The 20,189-nt window shown below is 31.3% G+C and carries 12 protein-coding genes, 2 tRNA genes and 1 pseudogene; 9 read left to right on the top strand and 6 right to left on the bottom strand.

What is annotated here, in order from left to right:
• Nucleotides 1–3: 3 nt before the first annotated feature.
• The 6 genes from VY93_RS01090 to VY93_RS04190 all read right to left on the bottom strand — a co-directional run bounded on the left by VY93_RS01090 (nucleotide 4) and on the right by VY93_RS04190 (nucleotide 11,290).
• Nucleotides 4–5,913, bottom strand: coding sequence for a PDxFFG protein (locus tag VY93_RS01090; RefSeq protein ID WP_020002893.1), 5,910 nt, complete (start codon nucleotides 5,911–5,913; stop codon nucleotides 4–6).
• 10 nt (nucleotides 5,914–5,923) lie between these two features.
• Nucleotides 5,924–7,222, bottom strand: a complete 1,299-nt coding sequence (locus tag VY93_RS01085) for an ABC transporter ATP-binding protein (RefSeq protein WP_020002892.1) — start codon at nucleotides 7,220–7,222, stop codon at nucleotides 5,924–5,926.
• Nucleotides 7,223–7,231: 9 nt separating this feature from the next.
• Nucleotides 7,232–8,989 carry an ABC transporter ATP-binding protein gene (locus VY93_RS01080; RefSeq protein ID WP_020002891.1) on the bottom strand — a complete coding sequence of 586 codons (1,758 nt, stop codon included), beginning with the start codon at nucleotides 8,987–8,989 and terminating at the stop codon, nucleotides 7,232–7,234.
• A gap of 5 nt (nucleotides 8,990–8,994) precedes the next feature.
• Nucleotides 8,995–9,984, bottom strand: a complete 990-nt coding sequence (locus tag VY93_RS01075; RefSeq protein WP_020002890.1) for an ABC transporter permease — start codon at nucleotides 9,982–9,984, stop codon at nucleotides 8,995–8,997.
• Complete coding sequence (locus VY93_RS01070; RefSeq protein WP_026365166.1) at nucleotides 9,984–11,012, bottom strand: ABC transporter permease; 1,029 nt, start codon at nucleotides 11,010–11,012, stop codon at nucleotides 9,984–9,986. Before VY93_RS01070 ends, VY93_RS01075 begins: the two co-directional genes overlap by 1 nt.
• Before the next feature lie 107 nt (nucleotides 11,013–11,119).
• A complete protein-coding gene (locus VY93_RS04190; protein ID WP_020002889.1) occupies nucleotides 11,120–11,290 on the bottom strand; it encodes a hypothetical protein in 171 nt (56 codons plus the stop codon).
• A 216-nt stretch (nucleotides 11,291–11,506) separates the two neighbouring features.
• Between VY93_RS04190 and VY93_RS01065 the strand changes: the two genes are divergently transcribed.
• The 9 genes and pseudogenes from VY93_RS01065 (at nucleotide 11,507) to VY93_RS01015 (ending at nucleotide 19,966) form a co-directional block, all read left to right on the top strand.
• A tRNA-Cys gene (locus tag VY93_RS01065) sits at nucleotides 11,507–11,580 on the top strand.
• Between the two features lie 3 nt (nucleotides 11,581–11,583).
• Nucleotides 11,584–11,660: transfer RNA gene (locus VY93_RS01060), tRNA-Arg, on the top strand.
• A 55-nt stretch (nucleotides 11,661–11,715) separates the two neighbouring features.
• Nucleotides 11,716–12,795: a peptide chain release factor 1 gene (gene prfA / locus VY93_RS01055; protein ID WP_020002888.1), complete on the top strand. Its 1,080-nt coding sequence runs from the start codon at nucleotides 11,716–11,718 to the stop codon at nucleotides 12,793–12,795.
• Nucleotides 12,795–13,520, top strand: a complete 726-nt coding sequence (gene prmC, locus VY93_RS01050) for a peptide chain release factor N(5)-glutamine methyltransferase (RefSeq protein WP_020002887.1) — start codon at nucleotides 12,795–12,797, stop codon at nucleotides 13,518–13,520. The genes prfA and prmC overlap by 1 nt, the downstream gene beginning before the upstream one ends.
• A gap of 8 nt (nucleotides 13,521–13,528) precedes the next feature.
• Entirely contained in the window at nucleotides 13,529–15,469 is a 1,941-nt protein-coding gene (locus VY93_RS01045; protein ID WP_020002886.1) for a transketolase-like TK C-terminal-containing protein, read from the top strand.
• Entirely contained in the window at nucleotides 15,469–16,107 is a 639-nt protein-coding gene (locus tag VY93_RS01040; RefSeq protein ID WP_020002885.1) for a chromate transporter, read from the top strand. Before VY93_RS01045 ends, VY93_RS01040 begins: the two co-directional genes overlap by 1 nt.
• Nucleotides 16,107–16,769: a chromate transporter gene (locus VY93_RS01035; protein WP_020002884.1), complete on the top strand. Its 663-nt coding sequence runs from the start codon at nucleotides 16,107–16,109 to the stop codon at nucleotides 16,767–16,769. Before VY93_RS01040 ends, VY93_RS01035 begins: the two co-directional genes overlap by 1 nt.
• A gap of 116 nt (nucleotides 16,770–16,885) precedes the next feature.
• A pseudogene (locus VY93_RS03915) lies at nucleotides 16,886–18,573 on the top strand (IS1634 family transposase).
• 355 nt (nucleotides 18,574–18,928) lie between these two features.
• The gene (locus tag VY93_RS01015) at nucleotides 18,929–19,966 is read left to right on the top strand and encodes a Dam family site-specific DNA-(adenine-N6)-methyltransferase (RefSeq protein ID WP_020002750.1); all 1,038 of its coding nucleotides are present in this window, start codon (nucleotides 18,929–18,931) and stop codon (nucleotides 19,964–19,966) included.
• Nucleotides 19,967–20,189 lie beyond the last annotated feature (223 nt).

Here is a 20,189-nt window from a genome sequence, read left to right as displayed (position 1 = left end):
CTCCTAGTTTGAATTGAATTGGTCTTTTACGTTTAATACTGCTGAATGTGTTCCGTCGGTGTTTTCCACTTTTTGAACAGTTAAAGGTGACTGGTTAAATAATTTACCGTTTTCCGCCATAGATACTAGGCTTCCTAAATCTACATCTTCTAGTTTTTCTTTGTTTGAATTTGCAAAGTAAACGTTGTATGTATTTCCAGGTGAAACTAGCCGATTTCTATATTGTGAAACTAAGGCATAATCTGATACTCAAGAAGCAAAACCAACTCTTTGAGTATTTGTTTTTTTGTCAAGATATGGCTCGTCTTTTATGTAGTGACGATTCACGTCTGTATAGCCATTTTCAGGCGCTTGTTTGGTGTAGTAGAATAGGTTATTAGTATGCGATACATGCACTGGAAGATATGAAACTTCTTTAGTTGCTGTATTTTCAAATGCAAGGTATTTTAGATCTTGAGATTTTTCTAAATCAAAGTATCCATAGAAGGCTACCGCATCTTTATCACTATCTCTTCAGAATCCTGAAAGGGTTCTATCTCCAATTCCTTGTGATTGGATTAAGTACTGTCAGTAAGCTTTAGCTCTTGAAGTAACGGTCTGTCCAAGAAGGTCTTTAATTCTAATTGAATTATCTTGCTTGTCTAGACCGTGTTCATCATAAAGCTCTCAGTTAAGTTTGGTTCTATAGAATCTATCTTTATATCAACCATTGTTAAAGCTTCTTATTTTTCCAAAGAAGTTGTTGGTGTATTTAGGTAGTCAGTAGAAGTAGTTATCTCTTTTTGATGACTCGTAGTTAGGAAGTCCATTTTTAGCTGCTCTATTTCTATTGTTTTGTTCCACATAATATGGAATCACATTAGAAGTAAGCATGTTATTTGTTACCTCAGAATCCACTTGGAAGTTTTGATATTTATTTGATGCGGTTGCATCTACTATATATTCTAGCCCGGTGGTAACTTCGGTTATTCCAGAAATATAATCAGGACGGTTTCCGTATTGATCATATGATGGAGTATAAGTAGTTTGTAGGTAATCACGGTTTATTTGCTCAGCGTATGAATATACATAATCTGAGAATATAGATCCGGTTTCTGAAGATATCTTAGTGCTAAAGTATAAATCAACGTCAGATGAAACTCCGTTTCTTACGGTTAGCTGTCCTGCCTCTTTGTTAACGAAACCTCTTGAAGTTTTTGCATCTGGCAAGAATCATGTAATTCCGGTTAATAAGTGTAGATCAAATAATGTTAAGTTATCGTACATTATTTGATGTTTATCAAAGTATTCTTTAACGAATTTTAGATATCTATCAACGTTTCTATTATCATCTGCATCTGTAACAGTTAAATCAACAAAGCTTGATTTAAGGTTATCAACCCCAACGTTTTTATCTAAAACTCATAAATTATCTCTTTTAGCAAGGAAATCTTTAAGTTGGTAGTCTTTTGCAAATGGAACATATCCAGATCTTAAAAATCTTTGCATTGCTTGGTTTGCAACTTCTTGTTTTGTTTCTGATAGAGGCTTTGAGTATAAGTCAATTAAATCTTGACGTTCTTTATTGGTAAATAATCTACCTTTATAGTTTTGTAAGAAGCTTAAGTATCTACTTCTAAATGTTTCTAGATCTAAACGAGCTTCAACGTAATCGATATCTCAATTAAGAACTTGTTGTTTTGTAGCTGCATCATAAGTTGCTTTTGCTTTTTCATAATCAACTGTCATGAAATCAAACATTTCTTCTAAATCATTAAGAACTCTTTTATCTTTTCCAGGGCTTAATTTAATAGCTCCAAAAACACCATTTTGAACATCGCTTACACCAAAGTCAGTATTAACAACTAAAGTTTGAGCATTTCTTTTTGATAGATCAACTTTTGTTGTTTCATCTGGTGATTCAGCTTCTATTTCAGTTCCATTTTCATCGGCAAAGAAATATGCTGTTGCAAATTGTTGTCCGTCATTATCTACTGCTCCGATTGGACGCATTCATGGTGCATAGTCACTATAAATTCTACCGTTTAGGTTTTTAAATCAAACAAGACCATTAACCACGTTACTAATGCTTATTGGAGTATTGTTTAAAAATGACGAACTCTTGTATGGATCTTTATATGTTGTTTCTTTTGTATTTGTATTGTATACAACTCTTCTTTGAGCAAAGTTAGGAACATATTGGTGAGTACTATTTAAAAATAGTTTATTCCCACCTAATGTATCAACAACATTATATTCAGGTAAATGTCCTCTTCATGCATATGATGTTTGCATGAATACGTCAAATACTTTTCTTCTTTCAGCTTCAGTTCTTATTTGATTTTGTTTAGCACTTCTTTCTTGAGGAGTTAAAGTTCTAGGGAATAAAGTTAAAAATTCTGTTAAGGTTTCATTAACTTCTGCTATTGAAAGTCCAGGGAATCTAACTGGGAAGTTGTAAGCATATTCTCTAGTTTTTGTTAAAGCGCCTTCATCAAATATTAATGCATTACGGTAACTTTCAGGACCATAGAATGAAGTTTTAGCAAAATATAATGGTCAGTAGGTAATATTATAATCATCGGCTTCTGCAGTTCTGAATGTAAATTCATCATTACCAAATAAACCATTTGTTCATGATCTTTTGTTTACAAAGTTTTTGTAGAATTCAGTAGCTTTTGAATATTCACCATTTACTAATTCATCTTGAGATGTATATCTAAGTGAATATGGAACGGCATTAGTTATTTGAACGTTGGTATCTGTTATAGCAGTACCGGTGTTTCATCCATTTGAACTAAATCTTTTAACGATGAAGTTATTAACGTTTTCGTTAAATTCACGTTCGATTCTTTTTAACTCTGAGAATTGCGCAGTTGTTAAAACGCTTCCTTCAGGAATATTTACGTAAAGTTCTCCGTTTTCACGTCTAACTTTATTTGAAGTAAGTTTGAATAATCCATTTTGTGGATCGTATGGCACGAATTTAAATAATACAAATCCACCATTGCTGTATTCAATTTTTTGACCTAAACCATCTTTTAGATAGTCTTTAATTTGATCATTACTTGCATCTTTAAAGGTATATCCAGTAGGAGAAGAAGTATCTACTTGGAAGTATTGAGCAGTTCCTTCTATTGTAGGGTTAAGTGTTCCAGATTGCTCGTCAAATGCATTTGTTAGTCAAAGATCGAATAAGTCAACATTATCAGAAAGATTGTAGTCTTTTTTTCTTTCTTGTAATGCTTTTTGTAGACCTTCAAAGTTTTGAAGGAATCTTCTTTTTGGGTTAGTTAAAGCACGAACTATACTTGGATCAGCTTTAGGTGCTCCTCAAACATCACTTTGAGTTTCGTAGGCATAGCTTCCATCTTTTTTCTGGAATCCATAGTTAACAAAGTTTCCAGTGTTTGATTCAGGAAGAGAGTTTATTTCTTTTTCACCTTGAGCGTAAAGGTTTGTAGTTTTAGCTTCTAAGTGAGTTCTAGCTCTTAAATATAAGTCTAGATTTTCCTTAGAGATAAAGTTTTGAATATTAGTTGCACCTCTAGGGCTTTGCGCAGAAGCTAGAACTGGATCGTATTGCTTATCTCCTAAGTCTTGGGCTCCGGTTAGAGTTATATGGTGACCGTATTCGTGAGCTCCAACGAAACGAAGGAAATCACTTGACATTCCTTTGAATTTAGGATCGCTTAGTTTTAATACAGCTCATAGACCGATATTATCATCTGAGCTAAATCCTTTGTATGGACCATCTTCTAATTTATATTCAACAACACCTTGGTCGTTTACTTTTTTAACAACGTGAGGCCCGGTTCTATCTGATAATAAATAAGGCATTTTTCTTGAAATATTATCAAGAAGATTTTGGTAGGCACTGTAGTAAAGTGTGAAAGTTCTTTCTCTTTTGCCTTCAGGGATAACGATATCACTATCTAGATTTACTAAGTATGGATCTAGATATTTAACATATCCTGCTTTTGAAAATAGCTCTTGGACAAAATCTCAATCTCTATCGCTCATTGATTTAGCATCAACGCTGTATCTATATTTAGCATTATGAGTTAATAAATCAACTGTTAAAACTCCATTTTCTACAGAAATATCTGATACTCTAGCTTGTGATAATAAGTTTGTATCAAAAGCTGGAAAATCAACTTTTCCTGTTTCTGCGTCTTTAAAGTTTCTCTCATCAACTAAACTTGCATAGTTTTTGGCGAATTCAACTTCTTTTCCATTAGGTGAAAATAAAGTTAAATTTTTCTTATCATTTAGATCAACAACTGTTGCTGCCATAGCATCAGTTGCATCACTTTTAACAGGTGCTTCTGGCACCATTAAACTTGTTTGAGGCGTTGCTGGCTGAGTAGCTCCAGGAAATCCTGGTGCAACTGCAGATGCGGTATTTTCGGTATTTTCTGTTGAGCTTTGCTCTTGAGTTTCACTTTGTTCTTGAGACTCGCTTTGATCTTGTTGTGGTTGAGGGCTTTGGTATAGGTTAAATGTTTTTCCAACAAGGCTTTTTAGATCGTAGTAGTCTAAAAAATCAACAGTTGGCTGGCTGAATTCGTATTTTTCTAATTCATCTAAGTTTGATAAAGCTTGCGCTGAATAATCATAATCTGTAACTAAAAGAGTTTCATCTGGAGTATATAATGCTTTTTTAATTGCGTCAAGTTCTGCTGCTACTTTAGCTTTAGCATCAGTATCATTTGCATTGGTTTGAAGATCTTCTAAAACTTTAGCTTCTAGAGCTTCTTCAGCTTTTTTAGCTGCTTCTATTGCACCATCACCTTTAGCTGCATCTACAAAACGTAGATATAGCGCCATTCTTCCGTTTCTTGTAACTGGAAGATTTTTTAAGTCGGTTTCTTTTTCTTCGCTTGGTGTTAAATCTAGTGAAGCTAATTCTGGATAGGTTTTGCTTAGTAAATCAGCGTTAGCCATTCCAAGACCTGATACGTAGTATTCTTTAAGTTTTGAAGAATCAAATACAAAAGAAGGATCTTTTAAAAGATCTCTAAGTCTTGCTTGAGCCTCGCTTTGAGAGCTAGCGCTTTCAGGGTCGTATTCTTTTAAAAATACTACTTGTTTTACGCCAGCTTCTGAATCGCTATAAACGTAAAGTTTTCTATTTTGAAGTCTTTGCGCTGCTAAAAGATTTCTAAATTTGATGTTACTTTGTTGAGTATTTCTAGGTTCATTAGCTAGGATGTTTAATTTTTTAGCATTTTTAAGGAAAAAGTCAAGTTCTTCTTCGGTTATTGATACTGAATTTAAACGATATAGTAGAGAATCTTGAAGGTTTCCTTCTCCGGCTAAAAATGAATATAGAGAAAGAGACCCAAAGAAAGCATCAGGATAGAATTTTATGGTTTGAAGTTCTTTATTAGCGTTTAAGTGTTGCCCTAGTGTTATAGAGTTACCATCTCTTTGAACTCCTTTAACTATGCTAAATGATTTTAGTGTTAACATGTCAGGTCCTCATGATACGTTTTTAACAAATCATTGAGCGAATTTTAGAAATTCATGAGGTGGAACCGCTTCTAGATATTCATTGTAGAACTTAAATGAACCATAGCTTATCTCAAGTACTGGTAAAAATCCATTTTGTAGGTAAAATACATTGAAAAAATCCTCATATTCATATGATCTTCCATTATATGTCACTCTATCTAGATTATCTTGACCGTCTTGGTATTTTCCAAAACTAGCAACGCTAGTTTTTTTATCTTGAAGTAGAAATTTTAATTCTGGGCTAGAATCTTTAGCTAGAAATACATTTACTAATTCATTTTCAGCAGGGTTAAGCGCTCCTTTAGTTTGGCTAGAGTTATCGCTATATAGCTTTACAGCTCCAAGCGAGACACCACCGGCTACTAAAAAGCTAACTGCCGCAATTAAGTATTTATATACGTGTTTTACTTTTGCCACTTATACTCCTTTATTGGTGTAATTCTTTTAATTTTTGATGATATTTTTGTCACATTTTTTTAATTAAAGGTGGAAGCTCGTATTTAGGCGCTTTTTCATCAAGAAGCGCACTTTTTACGTAGTGAGTATCAGAGATTTGATACATTGCAGGTTCTACTTCTAAATCCACTCCTAGAGCGTAGTCGTTTCTTACTGCAAAGGCATCACCTTTAATGTTATTCAGCGATGATGGAACGCTACCACGAATTGTAGTTAGCTTTTCAGAGTTGTTAAAATCTGGCATTGACATTATTAGCCCTCATGAATAAGGATGTTGTGGATGCTCTAAGATTTCTTCTTTGGTTCCAGTTTCTACGATTTGTCCAGCATACATTATGCTTATAAAATCACTAATAGAAGCCACCACCCCAAGATCGTGGGTTATGAAAACTATTGCAATTTTTAGCTTTTCTTGAAATTCTCTAACGATATCAAGAACAAGCGCTTGAACGGTAGGATCTAAGGCTGTGGTAGGTTCGTCCATTACCAAGATTTTTGGCTTAAGACTCATTACGCTAGCGATAGCTATCCTTTGAATCATACCTCCAGAAAGTTCATGAGGGTATGCGTTCATGATTTTTTCAGGATTATTAATTTTTGTCATCTTAAGGTATTCAAGCGCTACTTTTTTAGCTTCCATTTTGGTTTTAACTACCTTATTAATTAATAGTCCTTCGGTTATTTGTTTTCCAACTTTCATGGTCGGATCTAAAATTGACATCGGGTTTTGGAAAACAGCTGAAACTATAGTTCCTCTAATTTTACGATTCTCTCAATCGGTAAATGTAAAATCTTGAACTTCGTTGTTAAATAACTTAATTTTTCCAAAGTCAATTACTGCGTTATTTCCGGTTAATCCGTAAAGAAGCGATGTAATAACAGATTTTCCTGAACCTGATTCTCCTATTATCGCGTGAACATAACCTTCATAAATTTTAAGGCTAGTTCCACGAAGAACCACGTTTTTTTCTTTAGGGTTAGCTGGATTTAAAAATGATAGATGGATATCTTCAATTTCAGCTGCAACCACGGTATCTTTACCAAAAACTTTTTCAGTTTTGGCATTTTTAATAAAATCTTGAAGTCTGAATTCTTTTTTAGCAAATCTTAGCTTTTCTAAAAAAGATTTGTAATTATTTTCAACTTGTTTTCATTTAGAAACTTTTTTATGATGAGTAAAACTATCTTTTAATTCATGATAGGTATTTTTATTTTCATGCTTTAACGGTTTATCGTAAAGCTTTGAATAACCTTTAAATTCTTTATTCATAATTTACTCCTATTTTTTCTTATCTAATTTATCTAGATTTCAAGATCTTCTTGATTCTTGAGCAGTTCTAGCTGAAGATACTTTGCTATCGTTTCTAAATTCTTCAAGTACGCTATCTTTAGCGGTTTTTGTATTATTTAATTCTGAATGAAGTTGACTTTTTGAGTTGGCTTTATTAGATTTATCTTGTAAATTTGCCTCAGGCTTAGCTTTAGGTACTTCCTTTGTAGCAGGCGCTGCTGCTTTAGGATCTAATGGCTTTGCTTGAGCTGGCTTAGATTGCATTGGTTTAGCCTTAGCTGGTTTTGTAGCTTTAGCTAAGCTTTCTTTTAGTTCTTTTAATTTAGCTAAAAGACTGCTAGATAATGGTTTTTTAGTTTTAGCATCTTTACCAAAAGAATGAGTCTGAATGTCAAATTCTGATTTTGGCGCGTCTTTTCTAGTTGAAAGCTGGTCATATTTATTTGCTTTTCAAGCTGAGATTTCTTCTTTGGTAGCAAATACGTAATGCTTATTACCTAAATCGTTTCAAACTGGTTGGACTTCTTTGGTGTATTTATGCATTGAAGGATCGTATACAAATCCTATTAGGCTTCCTTTTTTAGACTCTATCGAAGGAACAGCGTCAAGCAGAGATTTTGTATAAGGGTGAAGTGGGTTTTTAACAACTTCATGAGTTGGCCCTACTTCTAAAAGGGTACCTTTATATATAACTGCTATTCTATCTGAGATATACTCAACCATTCTAAGGTCGTGAGCTATAAATAAAATGGTAAGGTTGAATTTTTCTTTAAGTTCGTTAAAGATATTAACAACTTGAGCTTGTATCGAAACATCAAGCGCTGAGATAGGTTCATCAGCTACTAGCATTTTAGGTCTTAGAACTATACTACGGCTAATACCGATTCTTTGTTGCTGTCCACCGGAAAATTCCAGTGGGTATCTACTAAGAACTGATTTATCAAGTCCTACTTGTTTTAAAATGTCAACAATTAAATGCTTTTTAAGGGCTTTATCTGACATTTTTTCAAATTTTTCACGCTCTTTAGATTTATCGTTTAAGAATTTAACAAGTTCTTTAGACTCGGGCTTATTTGCTTTAGCAAAATAATCTCTAACGTCTGTATATAGCGTTTTTTTGTTGAAAACGTGTGATGATTCAAAAGTTGAATAGTATTTTTTTTCTGCAACTTTTAAAAATGTGCAAAGCTCTTTTTTATATCCTTTGGTAGATAGTTCTTTTAAAACAGCAAGGTCAAACGTAGCAAGCGCTATTAGCCTTGAGTTTTTAAGGTTATCTAGCCCTTCGCTAACTACCTTTTCAATGTTTTTGTTTGGATTCAGTGAATTGGCCGGATCTTGGAAGATCATTTGCACTTTGTTGGCCATATAATTAAGAGTTTTTTTGTAATCTTGAAGTTTTTTTCCAAATTTAAAGCCACGGCTAAATTTTCTTGGAACTACAACATCTTCAAGTTTAATGTGTCCATGTTGATATGGGGTAAGTCCTACTATTGCTCTCCCGGTGGTTGACTTTCCTGATCCTGATTCTCCTACAAGCCCTAAAACTTCACCTTGATAAATATTTAGTGATAAATCATTTATGGCTCTGAATTTTTTAAATCCTGAGCCATAAATGATATCTAGATGCCTAATTTGAACAAGTACATCACGCTCTGGGTAGGCGTTAAGCATTGTATCTAAACCTTCGACAATCGGACGATAGGTTGTTTTAAAATTAGTAGTTTCTTTATAGTATTTTTTCATGGTAATTATCTTTGTTTTAGAAGGCTAGTTTGGATCGCAGATCCTATTAATTGAACGCTAGTGGTTATAACTATTAAAAAGCTAGCAGGAATTAGTACATAACGAGGATAAATTGAAAATGTATTTATTCCTTCGTTAATTAATGTACCAAGGGTTATGGCATCAGGAATTGAAAGCCCTATGAAAGCAAGTGAAGTTTCTGAAAGTATAACTCCAGGGATGGTAAATACTAGCTGAGTAACTAGTATTGGAACTATAACTGGAAGATAGCTTAGAAGAATTTTATAAGTAGGAGTAGCTAAAACTTTAGATGCAGAAATTCATTCAAAGTTTTTAGCACGTTTAACTTGAGCTCTTATTTGGTTAGCCATTCCAGTTCATCCGGTAAGGCTAAGCGCTAGAGCTATAACTCAAAAGGTAGGATTTATTACTATAGTTACAAGTATCAAAATAATAATGGTTGGTATAACTGAAAAGATTTTAATAAAAAACGTAAAAGCTTTATCAAATCATTCAAAGTGTCCCATTAAAATTCCAAATGTAACTCCGATAAACACTTCCACTAATGTAACAACAAGTGATAGTAGAAGTGAATATCTAAGACCGTGTCAAATTAATGTTCAAAAGTCATTTCCTCTTGAAGTAGTTCCTAATAAATGCCCTTTAAAGAAAGGTTGCAAGTAGCCATCTTTGGCGTCGTTACTTGCTGAGGTATCGTTTCAAATTAAAGGAAATAGGAAAGTTAATAAAAAGATTGCAACTAAAAATACAAAACCAAATACTCCAGATCAGCTCTTTGAATATCTATTTAAAAATTGTTTAAATGGGCTTAGTGAAGTTTTTAGATAAGCACTTTCACGGTATTCTAAAATGTTACCGACCATTTTTCATTGCTGATAAGCAAAAGGCTTTAGCAGCGGGTTAGGCGCGTCTTTGTTTGATAAATCGTTTCTAGATTGCGTTTTTGCTTTAGTAGGCTTAAGGCCAAATTTCATTATCTTCCTCCTTTTCTTCTAATTCTTGGATCGATAAGTTCGTATAGTATGTCACGTATGGTGTATGATAGTATGGTAAGTAGTGAAAAGAATACTACTTGGAATAAGATTATGTTGTAATCTTTTGAGGTTATGGCGCTAAATAAAATATTTCCAGAACCAGTTATAGTAAAGATTCTTTCTATAAATATTGACCCAACAAAGCTCCCTAGTACCACGGCTGGGAAAAAGGTTGCAATTGGGAATAGCGATGGCTTAAGAGCATGAGTTCAAACAAATCTACTTCTTGAAAGTCCTTTAAGGTAGCAGAATTTTGAATGCATAGAGTTTAGCTCTCTATTAAGCTCTGTTTTTATATATTTAATATAAACAATTATCGAACCTAGTGACAAGGCAAATCCAGGCAATACATAGGTTGCAAAGTTCTTAACGTCAAATATATAAGGTATGTTTAAATTTTTTCCTAAGATAAGCAGAAGTATGGCAAATATTAGCGAAGGAACTGATGATAAAATCGAAATAATAACGGTTGTTATGTTATCTAAGATTCCATCAGGACGCTTTCCTACTATAACTCCAACCGGTACCCCGATCATTACAGTAAGACAAACACTTCATAGTCCAACGTAAAGCGAAGTAATAAGCCGATCGAAGATAAAATCATTTATAGAAGTTCTTGGGAAAACGCTTAAAGATACCCCAAAGTCACCTCTAAATAAATCACGAATATAATTTAAATATCTATTAAATAGTGGTAGGTCTAATCCTAATTGCTGCCTTACTGCTACTTTTTGTGCTTCCGAGAGCCCACTTTCTACTCCGGTATCTCCTGGCACTGAGTTAATTAAAAAGAAAGTAATAGTAATAACAATAAAAGCTATAGTAAAGAATTCTAAAATAATTTTGGTAAATCTTCAAGTGCTTTTTAGCAATGGACTTTCAACGTTAAAAAGTTTTACGTATCACTTTTTTTCATCTAGTGAGCTATTATCAAGCGTTACATAATTAGGCACTATTTTTTCAAGCATAACCGAGCTTGAGCTTGGCTTCTTGAGTTTAGTTTCTTTCATTTGTGTCTCCTTGTTAAAAAGCAGGCCTTTAAGCCTGCTTTTATATTATTTTTATAATTAAAATATTAAAGTTGCTTAAAATATAAGAATTGCTTGATTCCGGTTTTATTAGCCTTTTTGTTATTCTTAAAAATAGCTTTGGCAATAAAGTTAATAATCGCAATAAAATATGAAAACATTTCAATTGCATAAATTGAATTTAAATTGTATTTATTATTGAAATGTTTACTAAGCATTAATATCTATCTTTGTTTTGTTAAGACAAATACGATTATAGCACAATTTTTTTAAAAAACAAAATAAATTTTTGAAATTAAAATTTTTTTTATTTTTGATGTTTATGCACACAAATGCACTATAAAAATATTTATTAAATTATAGCTTTTTTAATGGTAAAACTTGCTAAAATTTTAAAGCTATATTGTAATATAATAATATAACTAAATACTTAAGGCACCATAGCCAAATGGCAAGGCATGAGTCTGCAAAACTTTGATTACGGGTTCAAATCCCGTTGGTGCCTCCAAATGCGTCTGTAGCTCAATTGGACAGAGTGTTAGGTTACGGCCCTAAAGGTTGCGGGTTCGACTCCTGCCAGACGCGCCATATCACAAATGTGACCTAGCTTCCCAGCGGAAGCTTTTTATTTTTAGAAGGACTAATGGAAAAATCAATTATTAATTCGCTACTTAATATTAAAGAAAAATATCAAGATTTAAAATCACAGTTAAATCTTCCAGAAATAATAGCTGACATTAAAAAATATACAAAGCTTTCAAAAGAAATTAATTCTATCTCGGAGATCGTAGAAACTTTTGATGAATTTTTAAATTTAGAAGAAAATATAAAATCATCAAAAGAGCTTCTTGATATAGAAACTGACGCTGAAGTTATTATGCTAGCCAAGGAAGAAATCTCTCAAGCTCAAAGTAAGCAGCTTGAGCTTGAAGAAAAGTTAAAGATACTTCTTCTTCCAAAAGATGAAAACGATAACAAAGACGTTATAGTTGAAATCAGAGGAGCAGCCGGTGGCGATGAAGCCAATATCTTTGCCGGGGATTTATATAGAATGTATACCAAGTGATGCCAGCAAAATAATATGAAGCTTTCAACTTTATATTTAAGCCCAGCTGTCTCTGGTGGATTTACCTTAGTTACTTTTTCAATTCAAGGTGAAAAAGCTTATTCTAAGCTTAAATTTGAATCAGGGGTTCACCGTGTACAAAGAATTCCAGTAACAGAAACTAAAGGTAGGGTGCATACTTCTACTGCTACCGTTACTGTAATGCCTGAAATCGATGACGATATCGAAATCGAAATCAAAAAAGAAGATTTAAGAATTGATGTCTTTCGTTCATCAGGAAACGGCGGGCAATCGGTTAATACTACCGACTCTGCCGTTAGAATTACTCACTTTCCAACTGGAATAGTAGTATCTTGCCAGGAGGGAAAAAGCCAAATTCAAAATAAAGATATAGCCATGCGGATTTTAAAATCTAAGCTTTACGACTTAGAACTTCAAAAAAAACAAAGCGAAGAATCTGGATATAGAAAGCTAGCCGGATCTGGAGCTAGAAGCGAAAAAATTAGAACCTATAACTATCCTCAAGATAGAGTAACCGATCATAGAATCGGCTACTCTACTAGTTTAAACTACGTTATGGAAGGTAGGCTTAATCCTATCATTGAAGAGCTCTTATTAGAAGAACAAAAAGAAAAAATAGCTCAAGCAGGAATTTAATGATAAACGAGCTTAAACGCGAAAAAAGAAAATATGGACTTAGCGAAAATTTAACTCAAAAAGAGTTAAATTTGCTTAGTAAAAACTATCCTATTCAAAAAATAATAGGACATGTTGAAATGCTGAATGTCAAAATAGATTTAAGCTATAAAGTTTTAATTCCAAGATACGAAACCGAAGAAGTAATTTTAAAGGCTTTTGAATATATTAAAAATGATTCAAGTTTTAAAGTATTAGACCTAGCTACCGGTAGCGGATTTATTGCTTTAGCTATTAAGAAAAAATTTAGTAGCGCTAAAATTTACGCTAGCGATATTTCAAAAATAGCGCTGCGTCAAGCAAGTAAAAACGCTCAAATTAATAAGTTAGATATTGGCTTGATTCATTCAAATTGATTTTCTAATGTGAATCAGAAATTCAATTTGATAATATGCAATCCTCCATATATCGGTAAATATGAAGAATTAAGTGAATCTATTAAAAAATACGAACCTAAAAAAGCGCTTTATGCCAAAGATGATGGTTTTTATTTTTATAAAAAAATAATAAGGCAAGCTCCTAAGTATCTCCAAAACGAAAAGCTTTTAATTTTTGAGCTTTCGGCTTTGCATCTTGATAAATGAAATGAAATTAAAAACCAAAAAGTCAAATATAATATAAATAGCATTACTTTTTTTAATGACATTGCAAATCTACTTAGAATTGCAATTATTAAATTTAATTAAGGAATTTTATGAAACACAAAAACATGCACGAAAAACTAGTAGCTTCAATGCAAGCTATAGCACTGGACTCTATTAATAAAGCAAAAGGCGGACACATTGGAATGGCTATAGGGGCTGCTCCTATTACTGCAACGCTATTTACTAAATTTTTAAATATTAATATACAAGATCCAAAATGAATCAATCGTGATAGATTCATTTTATCGGCAGGACACGGTTCAATGAGTATGTATTCTGTGATGCATTTTTTAGGAATACTTTCTACCGAAGACATGCAAGCTCATAAAAAGCTCCAATCTAAAACTCCAAGCCATCCTGAAATTGATGCCTTGGATTACGTTGACGCTACCACCGGGCCTTTAGGTCAAGGTGTGGCAATGGGTGTTGGAATGGCGCTGTCACAAAAAATTCTTGCATCAAAATTTAACAAGCCAAACTTTGAGCTATTTAACCACGATGTTTTTGTGCTTCATGGAGATGGCTGCCTTCAAGAAGGAGTAGCGCTTGAAGCTATTCAATTTGCCGGGACTAATAAGCTAGATAAATTAATTTTAATTCATGACTTTAATAACGTGCAAATTGATTCTAAAGCATCTGAAGTTAATAATATAAACCTGATTAATTATTTTAAATCTCAAAACTTTAAAACTTTTGTGGTTAAAATTCCAAATGAAAAAAATCTAACTAAAGCTATTGAGCTAGCTAAAGCTAGCGATAAACCTAGCTATATTCAAGTGCATACTAAAATTGCAAAACATACTCCTTATCAAGGAACTCCAAAAGGTCATAATGGTACTTTAGACGAAAAACAAACTTTAAGATTTAAAAGAAAATTAGGTCTAGAAAACAAAATGCCATTTGTCTATGACTATGATGTATTTGAATATACAAAAAGTTTTTGAGAAGAAAAAGAAAAAAGCTACCAAGCTTGAGAAGAATTATTTAATTCTTATCAAAAAGCTCATCCGCAACTTGCTAGAGAGCTTTTTGATCTTCTTAAAAAAGAAAAGCACTTTGATTTATCAAATCTTAAATTCAAACAAACCAACGTAGCAACTAGAAATTATGTTGGCGAGGTTCTTAGTTACATTGATTCAAACTTTGAAGATTTTGTAGTAGGCTCAGCTGATTTATATGCAGCTACTAAAGTTGGTTTTTCAAAGCAGCTAGATAAAAACATAAAATACGGAATTAGAGAATTTTCTATGGCTGCAATTAATAACGGAATTAATTTAGATGCAGCCTATAAAACCATTGATTCAACCTTTTTAGCTTTTGCCGATTATATGAAACCAGCGCTTCGTTTAGGATCATTAATGGAGCTTCCTGCAATTCACGTATTTTCTCATGATTCATATCAAGTAGGTGGTGATGGGCCTACTCACCAACCTTTTGATCAAATTCCAATGCTTCGTGCTATGAGCAATTTTAAAGTGTTTCGTCCTTGCGATGAATCAGAGGTAAAACACGCATTTAGCTATGCGCTAAATGCTAAAAAAGATCAAGTTGCAATTATTACTTGTCGTCAAAATTTAAAATCGCTAAATTTAGCGCCAAAAAACTTTACGCCAGCATATGTTGCTCAAAGCGTGATAGGAGATTTTGATCTGACTTTACTAGCTACTGGTTCTGAAGTTCAGCTAGCACTAGAAGTCGCAGAAGAACTTAAAAAACATAGCATTAAAGCCCAAGTAGTTTCAGTTATGCTTCTTGACGAACTAGTAAATAACGAAAACCTAGCGCTTTCACTAGGCCTAAATAAAGCGCCAATGTATACGCTAGAGGCAAGTAGTGATTCATATTGATATAAACTTTCTAAGTTTAATAAATTAGACGGCCAATTTGCTAACGGATATGGTTATAGCGAAGACGGTGATAAAGTTTATAAACTAAAAGGCTTTGAAGCTCAAAGCATTGCTAAAAACGTTTTAGCGTTTCTTAAAAAATAATGAATAGCGATATTGATAATAATAAACAAAATAAGCCTTTGTCAAAGCCTAGTTTTTGACAAGCTTTTTTATTTGTTTTAAAAATAACTTTTATTGGTTTTGGAGGCGGAAACGCCCTAATGCCAATAATTGAAAAAGAAGCCATTATTAAAAATAATTGAGCTTCTAAAAAAGAATTTGAAAAAGTAATAATAGTAACCAATATGATTCCAGGCGCTAGCGTAATTCAAGCGATATCATTTTTATGCATTAAATGATTTGGGCCGCTTAAAGGAAGCATACTTACTTTAATTTCAGTACTGCCACATTTATTTTTTGCGCTACTACTTTTCGTATTTTCTAGATACATTCCTAAAAAATATTTATACATTTTTGCACTAGCAATTATTTGCGTAGTTATCGCGATTTTAATTAACTTTACAATTAGCTTTTTAAAAACATCACATAAAACTCTAAAGCTTCCGCTTTGAATATTTTTATTTATATTTTCTAGTTTATTTTCACTATTTGTTCCAGCTCCGATTAACGTTTCAATACTTAACATATCAATAGTAATTTCAGGAACTCTTCTTTATCAGCTCATAGTTTATTTAAAGCAAAAGAAAGCTTTAAATAAAAATAAAGGCGGTAAAAAATAATGATTTTAATTTTATTTTTTACTTTGCTTATGATGTGCGTAATATCACTATCTGTATTTGGATCAGGACAAGTTTTTATTCCGCTGTTTCGTTGATTTTGGATGTTTTTAGAAAAAACATTTAATGCAAATATTTCAAACGATACCATCAATGAAGTAATATCGATTAGTAATTTAACTCCAGGGCTAGTATCTACTAAATTTGCATTCTTTAGTGGATATTTAATTTCAAATGGTTATTGATATGGATATCTAGCTGCGATATTAACCTACGTTGTTTTTGCATTATGTGCAATTATGGTTTTGGTTTTTGTGATGAAAAATCTAAAAAAATTTGAAAGTAGTAAAACCATTCAAAGAATTTTTATAATTTTAAAACCAGTTATTGCTGGAATTATATTTTCTCTAGCAATTCAACTTTTTATTTCAATTACATTTCCATTTGTAACATTTAATTCGTCTATAAGTTCTTATTTTAAAATAGATTTTGGCAAAACAAATGCCATATTTTTTAGCGGATGAAGGAGATATGTACTTTTTGCGTTTGTGCCGGTTTCTATAAGCTTTTCAATTATTATGCTTAAAAAAACTAAGATTCATTTGCTGGTTTTAATACTGCTAAATATCGCTTTGGCGCTACTATTTTTCCAACCTTGAATTTAAAAATAAAAAACAAAAAACCTGAGTTTCCAAGTTGGAAGCTCTTTTTTATACCTTTTACCTTATTATTTATATACATAGTATATAAGTACATTTTTTAATTATTTTAATTTTTTACAATGATTACAATGATAATAATGTATAATATAAATATGAGTAACTACATTCTGTATAAAAGAAAAAACCCAAAACAAATTTACATTGCATTAGGAATATCAAAAGGATACGGTAAAGGGATTGGTAATTTAGTTGGATTAGGTTATTGAGAAGAAATTAAAGAAAAATATTCTCTACAAAACATCGATGATTTAAAACAAATTGCTAGATTGGTTCCTGTTGGAGAAAATAAAATTGAAGTTAAAATCAAATTTTTTCAATTACTTAACCCGACATCTGTCGAAACAAATATAAAAAACGTTGGTATTGAATTGATTTATAAAGTAATTAAAGAACTAGATTTATTTAAAGGATTACCGAAAACTAAACACAAATCTTTAGAAGAAGTATTGGAATTTATTGTTGCAACAAGAATAATTCAACCAAGAAGTTATATTTGTCAATACAAAAACAAAAATGACTTTTTACATAAGATAGATATAAAAAAATCTTCAATTTATAACTATTTCGATACTTTTTTAGAATATAAAAATGCAATTTTAGTCAATATTTATAACAAAATGCAAGAATTGACAACTAGAAACGCAAAATTAATGCATTTTGATAATACAACTATTTATTTTCAAAGTTTTTCAAGAGATGCTTTGAAATAAAGAGGTTTTTCTAAAGATGGAAAGCATGATGAAGATCAAATTGTTGTGGCTATGGCAGTTGATAATAATGGCATTGCTTTTCACTATAAAGTTTTAAAAGGAAATACTGTAGATTCTAAAACTCTTGTGAAATTTTTAATCGAAATGCAAAGAATTTACAAAACAAAAGACATAATAATTGTTGCTGATAAAACTATTAGTCAAAATGCGAATTTAAGATATTTACAACAAAAAGGATATAAATATATACTTCAGAAACGTATTGATATTCTTGGAAAAGAAGATAAAGCATTTATAGTAAATAAACAAGGCTTTGTTCAAGAAAATGAGTATTTTACTAAATCTAGATTCGTTTAATCTATTTGAGCTAAAAACAAAAATAAAAAAAGAGATAGCGATACATTTAGAAAACAATTTGTCTATTTTAGCCCTTCAAAACAAACTTTAGACAAAATAAAAAGACAAAATCTTATTAATAAATTGAAAAAAAGTCTATTAAAGGTGAATTGCCATTAAGTGCTTTGGCTTCTGAATATAAGAAAAAGTATATTAATGTAGATGGTAAAACAGTAGCAAGATTAAATATTGAAAAAATTAAAAAAGTGGCTAATGAAGATGGCTTTTATATGATTGAAACGAACATAACAAATTTAAATTCAAAAAAAGCCAATGAAATATATAATAGACAATGAAAAGTGGAAGAAAGTTTTAGAAGCTTAAAATCAGCAATCGAAGTTAGACCGATATACGTTTATAAAGACGAGCATATTCAATCTCATGTATTTTTATGCTTTTTGTCTCTAATTGTTTTGAAATATTGCATTTATAAATTAAAGAAGTTTTATAAAGATAATGAAGAGATCCAAAAACTGACAATGAATATGTTTATAGATGCATTGAAACTTATAACAATCACAACAAAGACTGTCAATGGTAAAATTGTAAGTGAAATCAAGAATAATTTAGACCCAGAACATAAGCAATTAAACAAAATATATAGTGATTTTCAATATGCGGTTAATGGTCTATCATTGTAATTTAAAAGCGCAAAAAACGAATACACCTATAAATAAGGCGTATTCGTTTTTTCTTCATTGCAACTTGGAAACGCAGGACGAGTTTGATTCTCGTATTTGACACCATATAAAACAATGGTTTGATATGCTTATAAAGGCTATTCAAACCTTTTTTTATGCTGGAATTGGCAAAAATTAGTAGTTATTTTATATATTCAGCAAATTATATTAGCATTATATTATTAACCTATGAAGTTTTAGTTGTCGATTTTTCGTAAAAAACTTTTTTATCTAAAGACATAGCTTTTAATTCTATTTCTAGTAATAATGTGTAATTTAACATACTTTTATTATATAATTTGGTAAAGGTAATTTTATGCTTAAAGAAATATTTGGTAAAAAGATTAAACAATTAAGAATTCAAAAAGGAATGTCTCAAGATAAACTTTCAATCTTAAGCGGAATTGATAGACCACAAATTTCAAAAATTGAACAGGGCAAAATTAATGTGACTCTAGAAACTATCGAAAGAATATCTATTGCATTAGGTGTTAAGTCATCGAAACTTTTAGATAATAAAACGACACTCCGCCCTTTTGTTAAATGGGCAGGCGGAAAAACTCAACTTTTAGATAAGTTGTATTCATTAATGCCTAGAAAATTTAACAATTATTATGAACCATTTGTTGGCGGTGGCTCTTTTTTCTTAAGTTTGGCTCCAACAAAATCTGTTATAAATGATTTTAATAGTGAATTAATCTGTGCATATAAGTGTTTTCAAAATGAAAAATTATATAATAAATTGATAAATGAATTAATTAAACATGAAAAAAATCATTCAGAAGAATATTATTATCAAATTCGTTCAAAAGATAGAGAAACTAATTTTTTAAATCTACCAATTTATGTTCGTGCTGCCAGAATGATATATCTAAATAAAGCTTGTTTTAATGGTTTATATAGAGTTAATTCAAAAGGTTTATTTAATGTTCCTTCAGGAAAAAAAACAAAAGTAACAGTCTTTGACAAAGATAATTTTAAATCATTGAAAAAATATTTTACAAACAATGATATTACTATTTTAAATGACGATTTTACTGAAGCAGTTAAGAAAGCCAGAAAAGGTGACTTTGTATATTTCGATCCTCCTTATGACACAATAGAAAATAAAAAAACATTTACTTCATATTCAAAAAATAATTTTGGAAAGAATGAACAAAAAAGACTTGCAAACATTTATAAAGAACTAGATAGTAGAGGTGTTAAGGTTATGCTAAGTAATCATAACACTGCGTTTATTAATGAGTTATATTCGAAATTTAAAATTCATATTGTAAATGCAAAAAGAATGATTAATTCAAAAGCAGATGAAAGAGGAAACGTAGAGGAGGTTATTATTACTAATTATGAATAAATCTTATTTTTATCTATAAATAATACTTTTGTTCTTTATAATAGCGAATCATTTAAACTATTAAAATAATTTAAAAAGTGTTGATATGATTTTGCTTACCCAACATATTTTTTATCAAAATCCCATTTTACTCTGGAAATAAGTATCAGTTAATAAAACAGACTTAGATAAAATTTTAGCAATTCATGATAAAACAAAAATTAAATAGAAAGTGAATAGAGAC

Source organism: Mycoplasmopsis synoviae ATCC 25204, assembly GCF_000969765.1.
Taxonomy (GTDB): Bacteria; Bacillota_I; Bacilli_A; order Mycoplasmatales; family Metamycoplasmataceae; genus Mycoplasmopsis; species Mycoplasmopsis synoviae.
Note: the sequence above shows the minus strand (reverse complement) of the source record. Positions and strands in the feature narration are given on the sequence as shown.